12 protein-coding genes are annotated in these 16,923 nt (G+C 65.6%); 11 read left to right on the top strand and 1 reads right to left on the bottom strand.

Annotation, left to right across the window (positions count from 1 at the left end; genetic code table 11):
• Nucleotides 1–21 precede the first annotated feature (21 nt).
• The 10 genes from bamA to tilS all read left to right on the top strand — a co-directional run bounded on the left by bamA (nucleotide 22) and on the right by tilS (nucleotide 13,527).
• Entirely contained in the window at nucleotides 22–2,370 is a 2,349-nt protein-coding gene (gene bamA / locus NFH97_RS12330; protein ID WP_181248592.1) for an outer membrane protein assembly factor BamA, read from the top strand.
• Complete coding sequence (locus NFH97_RS12335) at nucleotides 2,370–2,876, top strand: OmpH/Skp family outer membrane protein (protein ID WP_349624877.1); 507 nt, start codon at nucleotides 2,370–2,372, stop codon at nucleotides 2,874–2,876. Before bamA ends, NFH97_RS12335 begins: the two co-directional genes overlap by 1 nt.
• A gap of 56 nt (nucleotides 2,877–2,932) precedes the next feature.
• Entirely contained in the window at nucleotides 2,933–3,973 is a 1,041-nt protein-coding gene (gene lpxD, locus NFH97_RS12340; RefSeq protein WP_045991178.1) for a UDP-3-O-(3-hydroxymyristoyl)glucosamine N-acyltransferase, read from the top strand.
• A gap of 114 nt (nucleotides 3,974–4,087) precedes the next feature.
• Nucleotides 4,088–4,531, top strand: a complete 444-nt coding sequence (fabZ, locus tag NFH97_RS12345) for a 3-hydroxyacyl-ACP dehydratase FabZ (RefSeq protein WP_045991177.1) — start codon at nucleotides 4,088–4,090, stop codon at nucleotides 4,529–4,531.
• Entirely contained in the window at nucleotides 4,528–5,295 is a 768-nt protein-coding gene (lpxA, locus tag NFH97_RS12350) for an acyl-ACP--UDP-N-acetylglucosamine O-acyltransferase (RefSeq protein WP_045991176.1), read from the top strand. The genes fabZ and lpxA overlap by 4 nt, the downstream gene beginning before the upstream one ends.
• A gap of 132 nt (nucleotides 5,296–5,427) precedes the next feature.
• On the top strand, nucleotides 5,428–6,711 hold the full coding sequence (gene lpxB, locus NFH97_RS12355; protein ID WP_124803474.1) for a lipid-A-disaccharide synthase: 1,284 nt from the start codon (nucleotides 5,428–5,430) through the stop codon (nucleotides 6,709–6,711).
• Nucleotides 6,701–7,339 (top strand): ribonuclease HII, encoded by a 639-nt coding sequence (rnhB, locus tag NFH97_RS12360; protein ID WP_349624878.1) that lies wholly within the window; start codon nucleotides 6,701–6,703, stop codon nucleotides 7,337–7,339. Before lpxB ends, rnhB begins: the two co-directional genes overlap by 11 nt.
• Nucleotides 7,340–7,385: 46 nt before the next feature.
• Nucleotides 7,386–10,895: a DNA polymerase III subunit alpha gene (gene dnaE, locus NFH97_RS12365; RefSeq protein ID WP_349624879.1), complete on the top strand. Its 3,510-nt coding sequence runs from the start codon at nucleotides 7,386–7,388 to the stop codon at nucleotides 10,893–10,895.
• Between the two features lie 158 nt (nucleotides 10,896–11,053).
• Complete coding sequence (locus NFH97_RS12370; protein WP_045991173.1) at nucleotides 11,054–12,007, top strand: acetyl-CoA carboxylase carboxyltransferase subunit alpha; 954 nt, start codon at nucleotides 11,054–11,056, stop codon at nucleotides 12,005–12,007.
• 209 nt (nucleotides 12,008–12,216) lie between these two features.
• On the top strand, nucleotides 12,217–13,527 hold the full coding sequence (tilS, locus tag NFH97_RS12375) for a tRNA lysidine(34) synthetase TilS (protein ID WP_349624880.1): 1,311 nt from the start codon (nucleotides 12,217–12,219) through the stop codon (nucleotides 13,525–13,527).
• A 68-nt stretch (nucleotides 13,528–13,595) separates the two neighbouring features.
• Here tilS and ppx read toward each other — a convergent pair whose 3' ends face one another.
• Nucleotides 13,596–15,155, bottom strand: coding sequence for an exopolyphosphatase (ppx, locus tag NFH97_RS12380; protein ID WP_108132290.1), 1,560 nt, complete (start codon nucleotides 15,153–15,155; stop codon nucleotides 13,596–13,598).
• Between the two features lie 438 nt (nucleotides 15,156–15,593).
• Here ppx and rho point away from each other — a divergent pair, with 438 nt between their 5' ends.
• Nucleotides 15,594–16,853, top strand: a complete 1,260-nt coding sequence (gene rho / locus NFH97_RS12385) for a transcription termination factor Rho (protein WP_045991171.1) — start codon at nucleotides 15,594–15,596, stop codon at nucleotides 16,851–16,853.
• Nucleotides 16,854–16,923: the final 70 nt, after the last annotated feature.

Consider the following 16,923-nt stretch of genomic DNA (forward strand, 5'->3'; position numbering starts at 1 on the left):
CAACGCGAGCGAAACGACTGCATGAAAATCAAGACCATCGGATTGGCGACACTCTTGACCGCCTGTGCCCAGGTGGCGCACGCGGCCCCTTTCACCGTGTCGGACATTCGCGTGGAAGGCCTTCAACGGGTCTCTGCGGCTTCCGTCTTCAATGCTTTTCCCGTCAACGCTCGCGATCGAGTGGACGACAGTGAACTGGCCGAAGCGGCTCGCCAGCTGTTTGCCACCGGACTGTTCGAAGATATCCAGCTGGCCCGTGAAGGCGACGTCCTGATCATCCAGGTGGAGGAGCGCCCGACGATCTCGGCGCTGAATATCGAAGGCAACTCCCAGATTCCCGACGAGGACCTGCGTGCGGGCCTCAAGCAGGCCGGCATCAGCGAAGGCCAGGTGCTGCAGCTCTCGACCATCGACGAGATGAAGCGTGAGCTGGAAGGCCTCTACCAGTCCCAGGGCCGCTACAGCGCACGCATCGACACTGAGCTGACGCCGGTGGGCCAGGGCCGGGTGCGGGTCGACATCAACATCAATGAAGGTGCGGTCGCCAAGATCCGCCAGATCAACATCGTCGGCAATGAAGCCTATTCCGACGAGATCCTGCTCGACGAGTTCGAGCTCGAGGACGATCCCGGTCTGTTCTTCGGCTGGTTCTCCGCCGACGAGTACTCCCGCGAGGCGCTGGCTGGCGACCTGGAGCGGCTGCGCTCCTACTACCTAGACCGCGGCTACGTGAACTTCGAGATCACCTCGAGCCAGGTATCGATCAGCCCGGACAAGTCGCGCATCTTCATCACCATCAACGTCAATGAAGGCAATCGCTACCGGGTCGGCGACATCAGCTTCGTTGGTGATCTCAAGGTGGCCGAGGCCGAGGCCCGCGAGCTGCTGCAGTTCGAATCCGGTGATATCTTCTCGCGCAGCGACGTGGTGGCGTCCTCCGAGGCCATGCGCTCGCGCCTGGGTGCCGAGGGCTTTGCCTTCGCCGAGGTCAATGGTATCCCCGAGGTGCGCAGCGACGGCGAGACGGTGGACCTGAGCTTCCAGGTGGCGCCGGGGCGTCGCGCCTACGTACGGCGTATCCAGTTCGTCGGCAACACCACCACCAAGGATGAAGTGCTGCGCCGCGAGATGATCCAGATGGAGAGCGCGCCAGCCTCCACCGAGGCCATCTCCCAGTCGCGCCAGCGCCTCGAGCGCCTTGGCTTCTTCAAGCAGGTGCAGGTGCAGACCGAGCCGGTCCCCGGCGAGAGCGACCAGCTCGACGTCACCTACACCGTCGAGGAACAGCCCTCAGGCTCGCTGTCGGCGAGTCTCGGCTTCTCCCAGAGTGCCGGCGTCATCTACGGCGCCTCGCTGTCCCAGAACAACTTCCTGGGTAGCGGCAACCGGGTCAACATCGGCGCCCAGAAGAGTGATACCTACACCAGCGTCAACTTCGGCTTCACCGATCCCTACTGGACCCTGGACGGCATCTCCCGCGGCTACAACTTCTACTACCGGGCCACGGACTACGAAGATTCCGACATCTCCACCTACTCCACCGATGCCCTCGGTGCCGGGATCAACTTCGGCTACCCGATCAACGAGCTGACGCGGATGAACTTCGGCGCCAACATCGAGAAGCTCGAGATCGACACCTACGATGACACCCCGTCGGAGATCAAGCGTTACGTGCTCGACGAGGGTGACGACGCCAGTACCCTGTCGGCCACCGGCAGCTGGACCCGCAACGACCTCAACCGCGGCATCATGCCGACGGCGGGTAATTACCAGCGGCTGTCGCTGGAACTCGGGGTGCCCGGCAGTGACGCCGAGTACTACAAGGCCAGGGCCCAGGCCAAGCACTTCTTCCCGTTCAACGAAGAGCAGACCTGGTCGTTGAAGTTCAGTGGCCAGCTGGGCTACGCCGATGCCATCAATTCGAGCGACCCCTATCCGTTCTACGAGAACTTCCTCGCCGGTGGCCTGGGCTCGGTGCGTGGTTTCACCGACAACACCCTTGGCCAGCTCACCACCGAACGTGAGGACGGTGATGACGAGACCCTCGGCGGTAACGTGCTGCTCGAGGGCAGCATGGAGCTGATCTTCCCGATGCCGTTCGTCGAGGACAAGCGCTCGGTGCAGCCGTCGCTGTTCGTCGATGCCGGTAACACCTTCCTCACCGAGTGCTACGACGTGCTGTCCGAGGACGAGGATCGCAAGAAGTGCAACTCCGGGGTGGAATTCAGCGATATACGCTACAGTGTGGGCGTGGGCGTCTCCTGGCTGACGCCGGTGGGTCCCCTGACCTTCAGCGTGGCCGAGCCGCTCAATGACGAGGACGAGGACGACACCCAGGTGTTCCAGTTCTCGCTGGGTCAGACCTTCTGATGAGGACAGGCGGCCGTCGCCGCTGGCTGGTGTGGTTGGCGCTGGCCGCTGCACTGAGCAGCCCGGTGTCGGCATCGGCGTCCCAGGTGGCGGTGCTCGACTGGCGTCGCGCCGTGCTCGACACCGAGGCCGCCCGCAGTGCCATGCATAGCCTGCAGCAACAGGTCGCACCCTGGCAGCGCGAGGCCGAAACGCTACGCCTTGAGCTTGAGGCCCTGGCCGACGACCTGGCGGCTGCCGAAGGGCAGCCGAGCCCCTCACGGGTTCAGGAATTTCAGCGAAAAGGGCAGCGTTTCGATCGCCTCAGACGTGATATCCTCGAGGCTCGCCAGGAAGCCGAACAGCGTTTGATAAGTCGCCTGGAAGGCAGGGTCGACCAGGCGGTCGCTCAGGTCATCGAGCGTCACGAGGTCGAGGTGCTGGTGACACCGGACGGTGTCCTGCACAGCGGTCGTGATCTGCCGGACCTGACGGCCGAGGTCACCCGGCTGCTCAACACGTACTGAGGGAATCGCCGACAGCGCCTGTCCCGAATTCCGTCGTCACCGCATTACGGTCATACATGAAATCGACACGTACACAGCCAAACCTCTCCGATATCGCCTCTCGCCTGGGCGCTCGCCTGCACGGTGACGGCAGCCAACGTATCGTTGGCCTTGCGACGCTCAAGGACGCCGGCCCCGATCAGGTGAGCTTTCTTGCCAATCGCGCCTATCTGAAGGACCTGCCGTCCACCCGGGCGGCGGCGGTGCTGCTTCACGCCGACCATCTCGACGCCTGCCCGGTGCCAGCGCTGGTGCTGGACAATCCCTACCTCGGCTACGCCGAGCTTTCGCGCATGCTTGACCCCCAGGCCGACGCGCACCAGCCCGGCATCCATCCCAGTGCGGTGGTGGCCGAGGACGCCAGTCTGGGTGCCGACGTCTCGATAGGCCCCAATGCGGTGATCGAGTCAGGTGCTCGCCTGGGGGATCGTGTGGTGGTCGGGCCCGGTTCGGTGGTCGGGGCGGACTGCGAGATTGGCGAGGACGGTTTCCTGCACGCCAACGTCACCCTCTATCACGGCGTGGTCGTCGGCAAGCGTGTCATCTTGCACAGCGGTTGTGTGATCGGTGGCGATGGCTTCGGTTTTGCCCACGACGGTGGCGGCTGGCGCAAGATCGCCCAGCTCGGTGGCGCGGTGCTCGGCGATGATGTCGAGGTCGGCAGTTGCTCGAGCATCGACCGTGGGGCGCTGGGTGACACCGTGATCGGCAACGACGTCAAGATCGACAGCCAGGTGCAGATCGCCCACAACGTGCACATCGGTGACCACAGCGCCCTGGCCGGCTGTGTCGGCATCGCCGGTTCCACCCGGGTGGGCCGCCACTGCATGCTGGGTGGCGGCGTGGGGCTGTCCGGCCACCTGACCATCTGCGATGGCGTCCAGGTCACCGGCATGAGCCTGGTGACCAACTCCATCCTCGAACCCGGGGTCTATTCCTCGGGCACCGGGGCCATGGAAAACAGTCAGTGGCGCCGCAATGCGGTGCGTTTCAAGCAGCTCGACAGTATCGCCAAGCGGGTCAATCGTCTGGAGAAGCGAGGCTCCGGCGAGGCTTGAGGGGCGGGTACAGGTCGGTATAATCCACCGCCTATTGCCGGTATGGTGCCCTTGGCCCCCGCCGGTCATGTCCTTCCAGGGAGAAGGGCTCTTGTCATTTCAGAGGTCGCTACGATGGTTATGGACATCAACGAGATTCGCGAATATCTGCCCCACCGCTATCCTTTTCTGCTGGTGGATCGGGTCACGGAACTGACCCTTGGCGAAACCATCGTTGCCTACAAGAACGTCAGCATCAACGAGCCGTTCTTCAATGGTCACTTCCCCCATCACCCGATCATGCCCGGCGTGCTGGTGGTGGAAGCGCTGGCCCAGGCCTGCGGTATCCTGGGCTTCAAGACCGTCAACAAGCTGCCCGCCGATGGCTATGTGTACTACCTGGTCGGAAGTGACAATGTGCGCTTCAAGCGCCCGGTGATGCCCGGCGACAAGCTTGAGCTGCGCGCCGAGGTCGAGCGGGCCAAGCGGGGTATCTGGAAGTTCAAGTGCCGTGCCACCGTGGAAGGCGAGCTGGCCTGTGAGGCCGACATCATCTGTGCCGAGAGGAAGATCGCTTGATACATCCGACCGCCATCGTAGACCCCGGCGCCCGCCTGGCCGACGATGTCGAGGTGGGGCCCTTCAGTGTGATCGGCCCAGACGTCGAGATTGGCGCCGGGTCGGTCATCGGCCCCCACGTCGTGGTGCAGGGCCCCACCGTGCTGGGCGAGCGTACCCGCATCTTCCAGTTTGCCTCGGTGGGGGAGGCCTGCCAGGACAAGAAGTACCAGGGCGAGCCGACCCGCCTGGTGATGGGTGACGACAACGTCGTGCGCGAGGGCGTCACCCTGCACCGGGGCACCGTTCAGGATCGCAGCGAGACCACCATCGGCTCGCGCAACCTGTTCATGGCCTACGTCCACGTCGGCCATGACTGCGTGATCGGCGACGACTGCATCCTGGCCAATCAGGTCACCCTGGCGGGCCACGTGCACCTGGGCGACTTCGCGATCATTGGCGGGCTATCCGCCATCCATCAGTTCTGTCGTTTTGGCTCCCACGCCATGGCAGGCGGTGGCTCGATCATCACCAAGGACACCCCGGACTTCGTGATGATCAACGGCAATCCGGCCCAGGCCCACGGACTCAACGTGGTCGGGCTCAAGCGCCGCGGCTTTGCGACGGAAGCCATCCGCGCCCTCAGCGAGTCCTACAAGCTGGTGTACCGCCAGGGGCTCACCGTGGAACAGGCCATCGGCGAGATCCGCCAGCGCTTCTCGCTGGCCGAGACCGAAGCCTTCGTGGCCTCCATCGAGGCGTCCTCGCGGGGCATCATCCGCTAGGCAGTCACCGGCCCGGCTGTCGGCGCCCGCAGCGGCGGGCGTCAGCCCCAGCGTCGTCGGCCATCTTGATGGCCGTCGTCGGCTTGGGCACCCTTCCATTGTCAGACTTGTTCAGCCAGTCAGGTATCCGTCATGACCCACGCTGCACGCGATGTCGCCAGCGAGACAGGCTCAATCCGCCGCGTCTACCTGGTGGCCGGTGAACTGTCCGGCGATATTCTCGGAGCGAGCCTGATGCGCGCGCTCAAGGCGCGTCATCCCGAGGTGGCATTCCGAGGACTGGGTGGCCCGCGCATGATCGCCGAGGGGCTCGAGTCGTTGTATCCGCTGGAGACCCTGTCGGTGATGGGGCTGGTGGAGGTGATCAAGCACCTGCCAGAGCTGATCCGCGTGCGCCGCACCCTGCGTCGGGATGCGCTGGACTGGGAACCCGACATCATGGTCGGGATCGACGCCCCGGACTTCAATCTTGGCCTCGAGCGCCAGCTGCGCGAATCAGGTGTCACCACCGCCCACTACGTCAGCCCGTCTGTGTGGGCCTGGCGTCAGGGACGGGTCAAGGGCATCGCCCGCTCGGTGGACGCCATGCTGACCTTTCTGCCGTTCGAGGCGGCCTTCTACGTCAAGCACCGTGTGCCGGTGGCCTTCGTCGGCCATCCGTTGGCCGACGAACTACCGCTGGTCAACGACCGCCGGGCCACGCGCGAGGCGCTGGGAATTGCCGCCGACGCCCGGGTGCTGGCGTTGCTGCCCGGCTCCCGGCGCAACGAGATCCGCTTCATGGGGGAGACCTTCCTGGAGGCTGCCGAACGCCTGGTCAAGGCAAGGCCGGGGCTTGCGGTGGTGATCCCGGCGGCCACGCCCGAGCGCAGGCAGGAGCTCGAGGCGCTGCTGGCCGCGCGGCCGGCGCTTGCGGCCTGCGTCAGCCTGCTCGATGGCCAGGCTCGTGAGGCCATGGTGGCAAGCGACCTGGTGCTGCTGGCTTCCGGCACCGCGGCGCTGGAGGCGATGCTGTGTCATCGCCCCATGCTGGTGGGCTACCGCATGGCGCCGATGACCCATCGCATCGCTCGGCTGATGGTCAAGACCGAGTGGATCTCGCTGCCCAATCTGATCGCCCGCGAATCGCTGGTGCCGGAGTTGATCCAGGACGAGGCCAGCAGTGAGGCCATTGCCACCCGCCTGGGCGAGTTGCTCGACGATGAAGCGGCGCGGACTGCGCTCGAGGCTCGCTTTGCCGCCATGCACGAGGGGCTGCAGCGTGACGCCAGCCGGCGTGCGGCGGAGGCCATCGAAGCGCTGGTAGCGGGGCAGCCGTTGCCCGACAGCGTATCGCCTCGGCTGGCCGAGGAGGTGGCCGAGGCCACGGCTGATGAAACGGATGATGTCCGTCAGGAGGCTGGCGGTGGCCGCTGAAGCGAAGTCCAGGCGCAGCAACAAGCCTGCCTTGCCGCCGCTGGTGGTGAACTATGATGGCAGCTTGCTGGCCGGTGTCGATGAGGTTGGTCGAGGGCCGCTGGTGGGCTCGGTGGTGGCAGCGGCGGTGATCCTCGATCCCTCGGTGCCGATCAGCGGACTCAATGACTCCAAGGCGCTGAGTGCCAAGCGTCGCGAGGCGCTCGATGGCCAGATACGCGAGCATGCACTGGCCTACCATGTGGCCGAGGCGAGCCCCGAAGAGATCGACCGGCTCAATATCTATCACGCCACCCATCTGGCGATGCGCCGGGCCATCGATGGTCTGGCGCCGGCTCCTGAGTACCTGCTGGTGGACGGCAATCGGCTGCCCGGGCATCATGTTCCGGGCCAGGCCGTGGTCAAGGGCGATGCCCGTCATCCGGCCATCGCCGCCGCCTCCATCCTGGCCAAGGTGGCCCGTGACGCGGCCATGCTGGCCCTCGACGAGCGCTATCCCGACTACGGCTTCGCCCGCCACAAGGGCTACCCGACGCCTGAGCATCTGGCCGCGCTCGAACGCTTCGGGCCGCTGGCCGAGCATCGCCGGTCGTTTGCGCCGGTAAAGCGTCAACTGGCGCTGTTCTGACCCGTTTTCACACACCCGCCACGGCGGGTCGAGGTAAGGCTTTCTCATGTCCGCTCCCTTCGTTCATCTTCGCGTCCACAGCGAGTTCTCCCTCGTCGATGGCCTGGTGCGCCTCAAGCCGTACGTCAAGGCGGGCATCGAGCACGGGGCGCCGGCGCTGGCGCTGACCGACGAGGCCAACCTGTTCGGCCTGGTGAAGTTCTACAACGGTGTCCAGGGCGCCGGCATGAAGCCGGTCATCGGCGCAGATCTGTGGCTGGTCAACGGCCACGACCTGGATCACCCCTATCGGGTGACCCTGCTGGCGATGAACGACGTCGGCTACCGCAATCTGACTGAGCTGATCTCGCGTGGCTGGGTCGAGGGCCAGCGCCAGGGGCGGGCCTACCTGGAGAAGGCCTGGGTGCTCGAGCAGAACGAGGGGCTGATTGCGCTGTCGGGTGGTCGCGACGGCGATGTCGGACGCCACCTGCTCAGCGATCTTCACGCCGATGCCAGGCGCCTGCTGGACGACTGGTGCCAGGCCTTCCCGGGACGTTTCTATCTGGAGCTGACCCGTACCGGCCGCCCGCTGGAAGAAGACTGTGTACACGCCTCGGTGGCGTTGGCGCTGGACACCGGGGTGCCGGTGGTGGCCACCAATGACGTGCGCTTTTTGAACCGTGAGGACTTCTGGGCCCACGAGACCCGAGTCTCCATCGGTGAGGGCAAGGCGCTCGACGATCCCCGACGTGAGCGCCGTTACACCGAAGAGCAGTACCTGAAGTCGCCCCAGGAGATGGCCGAGCTGTTCGCCGATATCCCCGAGGCGCTGGAAAACAGCGTGATGATCGCCGCGCGTTGCAACGTCGACGTGCGTCTGGGCGAGATCTTCCTGCCGGAGTACGGCATCCCCGAGGGCATGACCCAGGACGAGTTCTTCCGCAAGATCTCCCACGACGGTCTGACCGAGCGCCTCGAGGCGCTCTATCCGGTGGCGCAGCACCCCCGCGACAGTGACGAATGGGCGGCCCTTGAGCAACGCTACCGCGAGCGCCTGGACTTCGAGCTGAACATCATTCTGCAGATGGGGTTCCCTGGCTACTTCCTGATCGTGATGGACTTTATCCAGTGGGCCAAGGACAACGACGTGCCGGTGGGGCCGGGGCGGGGGTCCGGTGCCGGCTCGCTGGTGGCCTACGCCCAGAAGATCACCGACCTCGACCCGATCCAGTACGACCTGCTGTTCGAGCGCTTCCTCAACCCGGAACGTGTCTCCATGCCCGACTTCGACGTCGACTTCTGCATGGAGAAGCGCGACAGGGTCATCGACTACGTGGCCGAGCGCTATGGCCGCAACGCGGTGTCCCAGATCGTCACCTTCGGCACCATGGCCGCCAAGGCGGTGGTTCGTGATGTTGCCCGGGCCCAGGGCAAGCCCTATTCGCTGGGTGACAAGCTGTCCAAGCTGATCCCCTTCGAGGTCGGCATGACCCTGGCCAAGGCCATCGAGGAGGAGCCTCAGCTCAAGGAGTTCCTCGAGGCCGACGAGGAGGCGCAGGAAATCTGGGACATGGCGCTCAAGCTCGAGGGCGTGACCCGAGGCACCGGCAAGCACGCCGGTGGCGTGGTGATCGCCCCCACCAAGCTGACCGACTTCTCTCCGCTGTTGTGCGATGAAGACGGCTCCGGCCTGGTGGTGCAGTTCGACAAGAACGATATCGAGGACGCCGGCCTGGTCAAGTTCGACTTTCTTGGCCTGCGTACCCTGACCATCATCGACTGGGCCCTGGAGATGGTCGACAAGGTGCGCTCGAAGGAGGGTCAGGGACCGCTCGATATCGACACCATTCCGCTGGATGACGGCAAGACCTTCGAGATGCTCAAGAAGGCCGAGACCACCGCCGTGTTCCAGCTCGAATCCCGCGGCATGAAGGAGCTGATCAAGCGCCTGCTGCCGGACTCGCTGGAGGACATGATCGCCCTGGTGGCGCTGTTCCGTCCCGGTCCGCTTCAGTCCGGCATGGTCGACGACTTCATCAACCGCAAGCACGGTCGGGCGGAGATCTCCTATCCGCACCCGGACTACCAGCACGAACTGCTCAAGCCGGTGCTGCAGCCCACCTACGGCATCATCCTGTACCAGGAGCAGGTGATGCAGATCGCCCAGGTGATGGCCGGCTACTCGCTGGGCCAGGCCGACCTGTTGCGGCGTGCCATGGGCAAGAAGAAGCCGGAAGAGATGGCCAAGCAGCGCGCCGGCTTCATGGAGGGCTGTGCGGCCAACGGCATCGATGCCGACCTGGCGGGCAACATCTTCGACCTGGTGGAGAAGTTCGCCGGCTACGGCTTCAACAAGTCGCACTCCGCCGCCTACGCCCTGGTGTCCTACCAGACCGCCTGGCTCAAGGCCCACTATCCGGGTCCCTTCATGGCGGCGGTAATGTCCACCGAGATGGACAACCTCGACAAGGTGGTGCCGCTGATCGAGGAGTGTCGTCACCTCAAGCTGACGGTGACCCCGCCGGACGTCAATGTCGGTGGCTACAAGTTCACCGTCGACGAACAGGGGCGGGTGGTTTACGGCCTGGGCGCGATCCGTGGGGTGGGCGAAGGTCCCATCGGCGCCATCGTCGAGGCGCGCAGCGCAGACGGCCCCTTCAGCGACCTGTTCGACTTCTGTCGGCGGATCGACCCCAAGCGCATGAACAAGCGCACCCTGGAAGCCTTGATCCGTTCCGGGGCGCTGGACAACCTGGGCCCCAATCGCGCCGTGCTGGCCGCCTCGCTGGATGACGCCCTGAAGGCCGCGGCCCAGAGCCACAAGAACCAGAGCGCCGGGATGATGGATCTGTTTGGCGAGGCCTTCGCCCCGGACGAGGACGACAGCGCCAGCGATCCCTACGCCGACTATCTGCGCGTGCGTGAGTGGAGCGACCGCGAGCGCCTGGCCGGCGAGAAGGACACCCTGGGCCTCTACCTGACCGGCCATCCCATCGATGAATACGAGGAAGAGCTTTCGCGCTTCGTCTCGACCCGCATCGCCGACTTGAAACCCTCTCGCGAGCCCCAGCGGGTTGCCGGCCTGGTGGTGGCCCAGCGCACCATGAAGTCCAAGCGTGGCGACACCATGGCGTTCGTGACCCTGGACGATCGTACCGGACGCATCGAGGCGTCGCTGTTCGGTGAGCTCTACGACAGCGTGCGCGAGCAGCTCGACAACGCCGAGGTGCTGATCATCGAAGGTGAGGTGTCCAGCGATGACTACTCCGGCGGCCTGCGCCTGCGCGGCAAGGAGGTCACCCCCATGGTCCAGGCGCGCTCGCGCTTCGGTCAGGCGGTGGAGGTCTCGGTGGATGGTCGCGAGGCCAACGGTCGACTGATCGACAGCCTGCGCACGAGCCTCGAGCCGCATCGTCACCAGGAAGGCCTGCCGGTGCGCCTGCGCTACCGCAATCTGGAGGCCACCGGCTGGCTCGAACTCGACGAGCAGTGGAAGGTGCTGCCATCCGACGACCTGCTGATCGCGCTGCGTGAGGTCGAGGGCCAGGACGGCGTCCGCCTCAAGTATCGCTAGCGGCGCGGGGTTGCGAGGGCGCCTCTAAGACGATCTTGACCCGCTGCGCCTTGCGTGGCCCGGTCAGGGTGCGATAATGCACACCACTTTTTCTTTGCCATGGGTGGGCTTGCGACGACTGCGTCGCGCCCGCCTGACCATGACCACAAGGCTGGCCCATGAATCCCAACTATCTCGATTTCGAACAGCCCATCGCCGAACTGCAGGCCAAGATCGAAGAACTGCGTCTGGTCGGCAACGACAGCCAGGTCAGCCTGGCGGACGAAATTTCCCGACTCGAGGAAAAGAGCCGCAAGCTCACCGAGTCGATCTTCAAGGACCTGTCGCCGTGGCAGGTATCCCAGCTGTCGCGCCATCCCCAGCGTCCCTACACCCTGGACTACCTCGAGCACGTATTCACTGACTTCGACGAACTGCACGGTGATCGCGAGTTCGCCGACGACGCTGCCATCGTCGGTGGTGTGGCGCGACTCAATGATCGTCCGGTGATGATCATCGGCCACCAGAAGGGCCGCGACGTCAAGGAGAAGGTGCGCCGCAACTTCGGCATGCCGCGGCCGGAAGGCTATCGCAAGGCCTGCCGTCTGATGGAGATGGCCGAGCGCTTCAAGATGCCGGTGCTGACCTTTATCGACACCCCTGGTGCCTACCCGGGCATCGACGCCGAGGAGCGCGGTCAGAGCGAGGCCATCGCCTACAATCTGGCGGTGATGTCGCGGCTTGAGACGCCGATCATTTCCACCGTGGTGGGCGAAGGCGGCTCCGGCGGCGCCCTGGCCATCGGCGTGTGCGACGAGCTGATGATGCTCGAATACTCGACCTACTCGGTGATCTCGCCGGAGGGCTGTGCCTCGATCCTGTGGAAGAGCGCCGAGCGGGCCAGCGACGCCGCCCAGGCCATGGGGATCACCGCCAGCCGTCTCAAGGAGCTGGGCTTCGTCGACACCTTGATCAAGGAACCCCTGGGCGGCGCCCATCGCTTCCCCCATGAAACCGCCACCCGGGTCCGCGACGCCATCGGCGAAAGCCTCGAGCGCCTCGACGCCATGGATACCGCGGCACTGCTCGAACGTCGCTACGAGCGTCTGATGAGCTACGGTGCCCCGGCCTGAGCTCGAACGCTCTGCATCGATGGGCGTCTGATGAGCCACGGCGCCCGGCCTGAGCTCGAACGCTCTGCATCGATGAGCGTCTGATGAGCCACGGCGCCCGGCCTGAGCTCGAATGCTCTGCATCGATTGTGCGGCCCCCATCGTCCTGCGATGGGGGCCGTATGCATAGTAGGTGCCACCGCCCACCCTGACCCTCAGGAATCGCCGACATGCTGACGTCTCCCACCCTTGAAGCGCGAATCGAGCGGGCCCTCGACCGGGTGCCGCCGGAGCGGTCGTTGTGGATCGCGCTGTCCGGCGGGCTCGACTCCTGCGTGCTGCTGGCGCTGGCGGCAAGGGTCTGTGGGCAGCGGTCGCGCCGATTGCGGGCGATCCACGTGCACCATGGCCTGCAGGCGGCGGCGGATGACTTCGAGCGCCACTGTCGCAGGCTGTGCGCGCAGCTGGGGATAACCCTCGAGGTCGTCCGGGCAAGGGTGGACCGTACCTCCGGCAAGGGCCTGGAAGCGGCGGCGCGCCAGGCGCGCTACGACGCCTTCGTCGAATGCCTGGACGCCGGTGATGTGCTGTGGCTGGCCCAGCACCGTGATGACCAGGCCGAGACGCTGCTGCTGGCCGCACTCAGGCGCGCAGGCGTTGCGGGCCTTGCCGCCATGCCGGCGCGGCGTGAGGAGCGTGGCCTTTCGATCGAGCGCCCCTTGCTGGACGTCCGGCGAAGCGAACTGGAAGCCGAAGCCCGGCTTCGCGGGCTCGATTGGGTCGAGGACCCCAGCAACGCCAGTCGCGAGTTCGATCGCAACTATCTGCGTCATGAGGTGGTGCCGGCGCTGGTGCAGCGCTGGCCCGACGCCGCGGACGCCCTGGCGGCGAGTGCCCGGCATGCCGGCGAGGCGGCGGCACTGCTGGACGAATACGCGCTTGAGGATCTGGCGCGGCTGGGTGGCGACCCCGCCAGGCTGGAACTCGAGGGCCTGCTGTCGCTGTCACGGCGCCGTCAGCGCTGGTTGATCGGGCTGTGCCTGCGTCGGCTGGGACTTGCGCCGGCACCGGGACCACGGTTGGACGATCTGCTCGAGCAATGCCATGCCCGGCGTGACGCCGAGGTCAAGGTGAGCTGGCCCGGGGCAGAGGCGCGGCTCTGGCGCGGTGCGTTGTGGCTGATGGGGGAGGGTACCGGAGATCCGCTGGAGGTTGCCGAAGGCCCCTGGGCGCCTGGCCGTGTCGTGATGGTAGCGGGACGGTCGCTACGGCTGCCGACAACGGCGGAGGAGACTCCGCTGCCGCTGTGGCTTCGCCCGCGCCAGGGCGGCGAACGGCTGAGGCTTGCCGGGCGAGGAAGTCGCGACCTGAAGCGGCTGTTGCAGGAGGCTGGTGTGCCGCCCTGGCGGCGTGCCCAGGTGCTGGTGGTGTGGCAGGGCGAGCGCTGCGTGGCGGCGCTGGACGCCGGCAGGGGGTGCTGGGTCGCCCTGGCCGAGGGCTGGGCGGCGTCGCCCTTACGGGCAACGCCTGGGGCCGGCTGATGGCTTGGCCAAGGGCTCTGGCCGTGGCTTTTGACCAAGGGCTCTGGCCAGGGACCGTGTGAGAGGGCTCAGGCTTCGGCGTGGGCCGTGCTCGCGTGCAGCTTGAGCGCGAAGTCGGTATTGGCCAGGTAGTCGGCCTCGCGTTCCAGGTCGGTGCACAAGAGGCCTGGCTCGTCGCCGCCCTGGTAGTGCAGATGCAGGACCTCGCCGTCCACCTCGAGCCGCGGCGTCGCCGGCGGCTGCTCCGGGCGCGAATGGTTGAGGATCACCGCCAGTCGCAGCAGGCGTGCCAGGCGCTGGCTGTCACGCTGTTCGGCCTTCGGCAACAGCTGCCATTCCTTGCTCGGGAACTTGCGTCGGTGGGCGCGGACCAGGAAGGCCAGCAGGCGCTGTTCCGGGCGCGAGAAGCCGGCCAGATCCGAGTGCTCGAGCAGATAGGCGCCGTGGCGATGGAACTGACTGTGCGAGATCGACTGGCCGATCTCGTGCACCCAGGCGGCCCACTCCAGATAGCGGCCACGTTCCTCATCGAGCCCCCAGTCGTCGGCGACCTGGGCGAACAGCGCCTTGGCCGAGGCGGCCACATTGTCGGCCTGGCGAACGTCGACGGCGTTGTAGCGGGCCAGGGTCTCCAGGCTCTTTAGACGCGAGTCCTCGGGACTGTTGCGGCCAGCCATGTCGTAGAGCACCCCTTCACGCAGGGCGCCGTCGGCGTAGCGCATTTCGCTGAGGTCGAAGGCCTCGAAGATCGCGCACAGAATCGCGACACCGGCGGGAAAGACCCGGGCACGATCGGCCTTGAGCCCGTCCATGGAGACCTTGTCGAGCTGCTTGGTCTTGATCAAGCGCTTTCTCAACTTGGCCAGACCGTCGCGAGTGATCACTCCTTCCGGCGCGTCGCCTGCCGCGTGCATCACCGCCGCCGCCGCCTTGATGGTGCCGCTGGAGCCCACCGGGTCATCCCAGCCCAGACGCTGGTAGGGTCTGCGGATATTAGCCAGTTCCGACAACGCCGCGAGTTCGGCGTTGCGCATGCGCTTCTCGCTGATATCGCCGTCGCCGAAGAAGCGTCGGGTAAAGGTCACGCAGCCCATGGAGAGGCTTTCCAGCGCCTTGGGTTCGAACTGTTCGCCGATGATGAACTCGGTGGAACCGCCGCCGATATCGACGATCAGCCGGCGCCCGTTCTCGGCCAGGGCGTGGGCCGCGCCGAGGTAGATCAGGCGTGCCTCCTCGCGCCCGGCGATGATCTCGATGCGCGTGCCGAGCATGGCCTCGGCGCGGTCGATCAACTCCTGGCTATTGTGGGCATCGCGCAGGGCGTTGGTGCCCACCACCCGCATACGCGAGGCGGGGATGCCCTCGAGAAAGGGCGCAAAGCGAGCCAGGCAGTCCAGCGCCCGCGTCATGGCGTCCTCGTTGAGGTAGCCGTCGTCGTCCAGGCCCGCCGCCAGCTGGACCTTTTCGCCCAGCCGCGCCACCACCTGCAGCCGGTCATCCTGATAGTTGGCCACCAGCAGGTGAAAGCTGTTGGAGCCCAGATCGATGGCGGCCAGGCGGGCGGGGTCCTTGGTGGCGTCGTGGGGCGACTCGCGCAGGGTGCTGAGCGTATCCGAGGGTTGATTCATGGCGGGTCCTTCACTGGAGATGGATCAAGGTTGCGTTTCGCCCCGGGGGATGTCAATGATCCGGGTCCGCCACGGGGCTTGCGTTCCCCTTCCGGCTTGTCTAGTATCGGGTCATTCGCCTGTTTCGAATGTGTTTTCCCGGTCGCGCCGCCGCCGCGACGTGACCATCCCAAGTCGTCAGACAGCCCGCACGACGTCAGCTCCGCTCCCGGCCAAGGCCCCGGCCCAAGCCCGCGAGACGCTGGCAACGGCGAATGAACCTGCTCCCTCGTCCAGACGCTGGCGTGGATCTCCCCTCCGGAGAATCCAGTCAATGGCCCTATTATCTTTACCTGGCCTCGCACGAGCAGCCTCGGGCTCTGAACGCACTCAATCGGCGTGTCTTTTCGCCCCTCGGCGCCTTGCCGCCCGGCTTCCACGAGTAATTTCTGAACTCTGATGAATCTGACCGAACTCAAGCAAAAGCCCGTGCCGGAGCTTCTCGATATCGCCCGCGAGATGGGTATCGACAACCTGGCCCGGTCCCGCAAGCAGGACATCATCTTTGCCATCCTGAAGAAGCACGCCAAGAGCGGCGAAGACATCTTCGGCGATGGCGTGCTGGAGATCCTTCAGGACGGTTTCGGATTCCTGCGCAGCGCCGACAGCTCCTACCTGGCCGGCCCCGACGATATCTATGTGTCGCCGTCCCAGATCCGGCGCTTCAACCTGCGCAAGGGCGACACCATCTCCGGCAAGATTCGCCCGCCGAAAGAAGGCGAGCGCTACTTCGCGCTGTTGAAGGTCAGCCAGATCAACCTGGACCGGCCGGAGAACGCCAAGCACAAGATCCTGTTCGAGAACCTCACGCCGCTGTTTCCGCAGGACCGTCTGCGCATGGAGATCGGCAATGGTTCCACCGAGGATCTGACCGCGCGCATCATCGACCTGACCGCACCCATCGGCAAGGGCCAGCGTGGCCTGATCGTGTCGCCGCCCAAGGCGGGTAAGACGCTGATGTTGCAGAACATCGCCACCTCGATCACGCGTAACAACCCCGAGTGCCAGTTGATCGTGCTGCTGATCGACGAGCGCCCCGAGGAGGTCACCGAGATGTCGCGCACCGTGCGCGGCGAAGTGGTCGCCTCGACCTTCGACGAGCCGCCGGCGCGTCACGTCCAGGTGGCCGAGATGGTGATCGAGAAGGCCAAGCGTCTGGTCGAGCACAAGAAGGACGTGGTCATCCTGCTCGATTCCATCACCCGTCTGGCGCGCGCCTACAACACCGTGGTGCCGTCCTCCGGCAAGGTGCTGACCGGTGGTGTCGACGCCCATGCCCTGGAAAAGCCCAAGCGCTTCTTCGGTGCCGCGCGTAACATCGAGGAAGGCGGCAGCCTGACCATCATCGCCACGGCCCTGGTGGACACCGGCTCCAAGATGGACGAGGTGATCTTCGAGGAGTTCAAGGGCACCGGTAACATGGAAGCCCACCTGGATCGCCGTCTGGCCGAGCGTCGCGTCTATCCCGCGCTCAACATCCGCCGCAGCGGCACCCGTCGTGAGGACCTGATCGCCTCCGACGAGGAGATGCAGCGCATGTGGATCCTGCGCAAGCTGCTCAACCCGATGGACGATACCGCGGCCACCGAGTTCCTGATCGACCGACTCAAGGACACCAAGACCAACCTCGAATTCTTCGAGGCGATGAAGCGCCGCTAGCGTTGGCCAACGCCGCGCCTGGGCGGTCGCCAGACGCAAGGTCCAGGTGACCGAGGTCAAGACGAGGGGC

The sequence above is a fragment of the Halomonas sp. SCS19 genome (assembly GCF_040147015.1).
Classification (GTDB): Bacteria; Pseudomonadota; Gammaproteobacteria; order Pseudomonadales; family Halomonadaceae; genus Halomonas; species Halomonas litopenaei.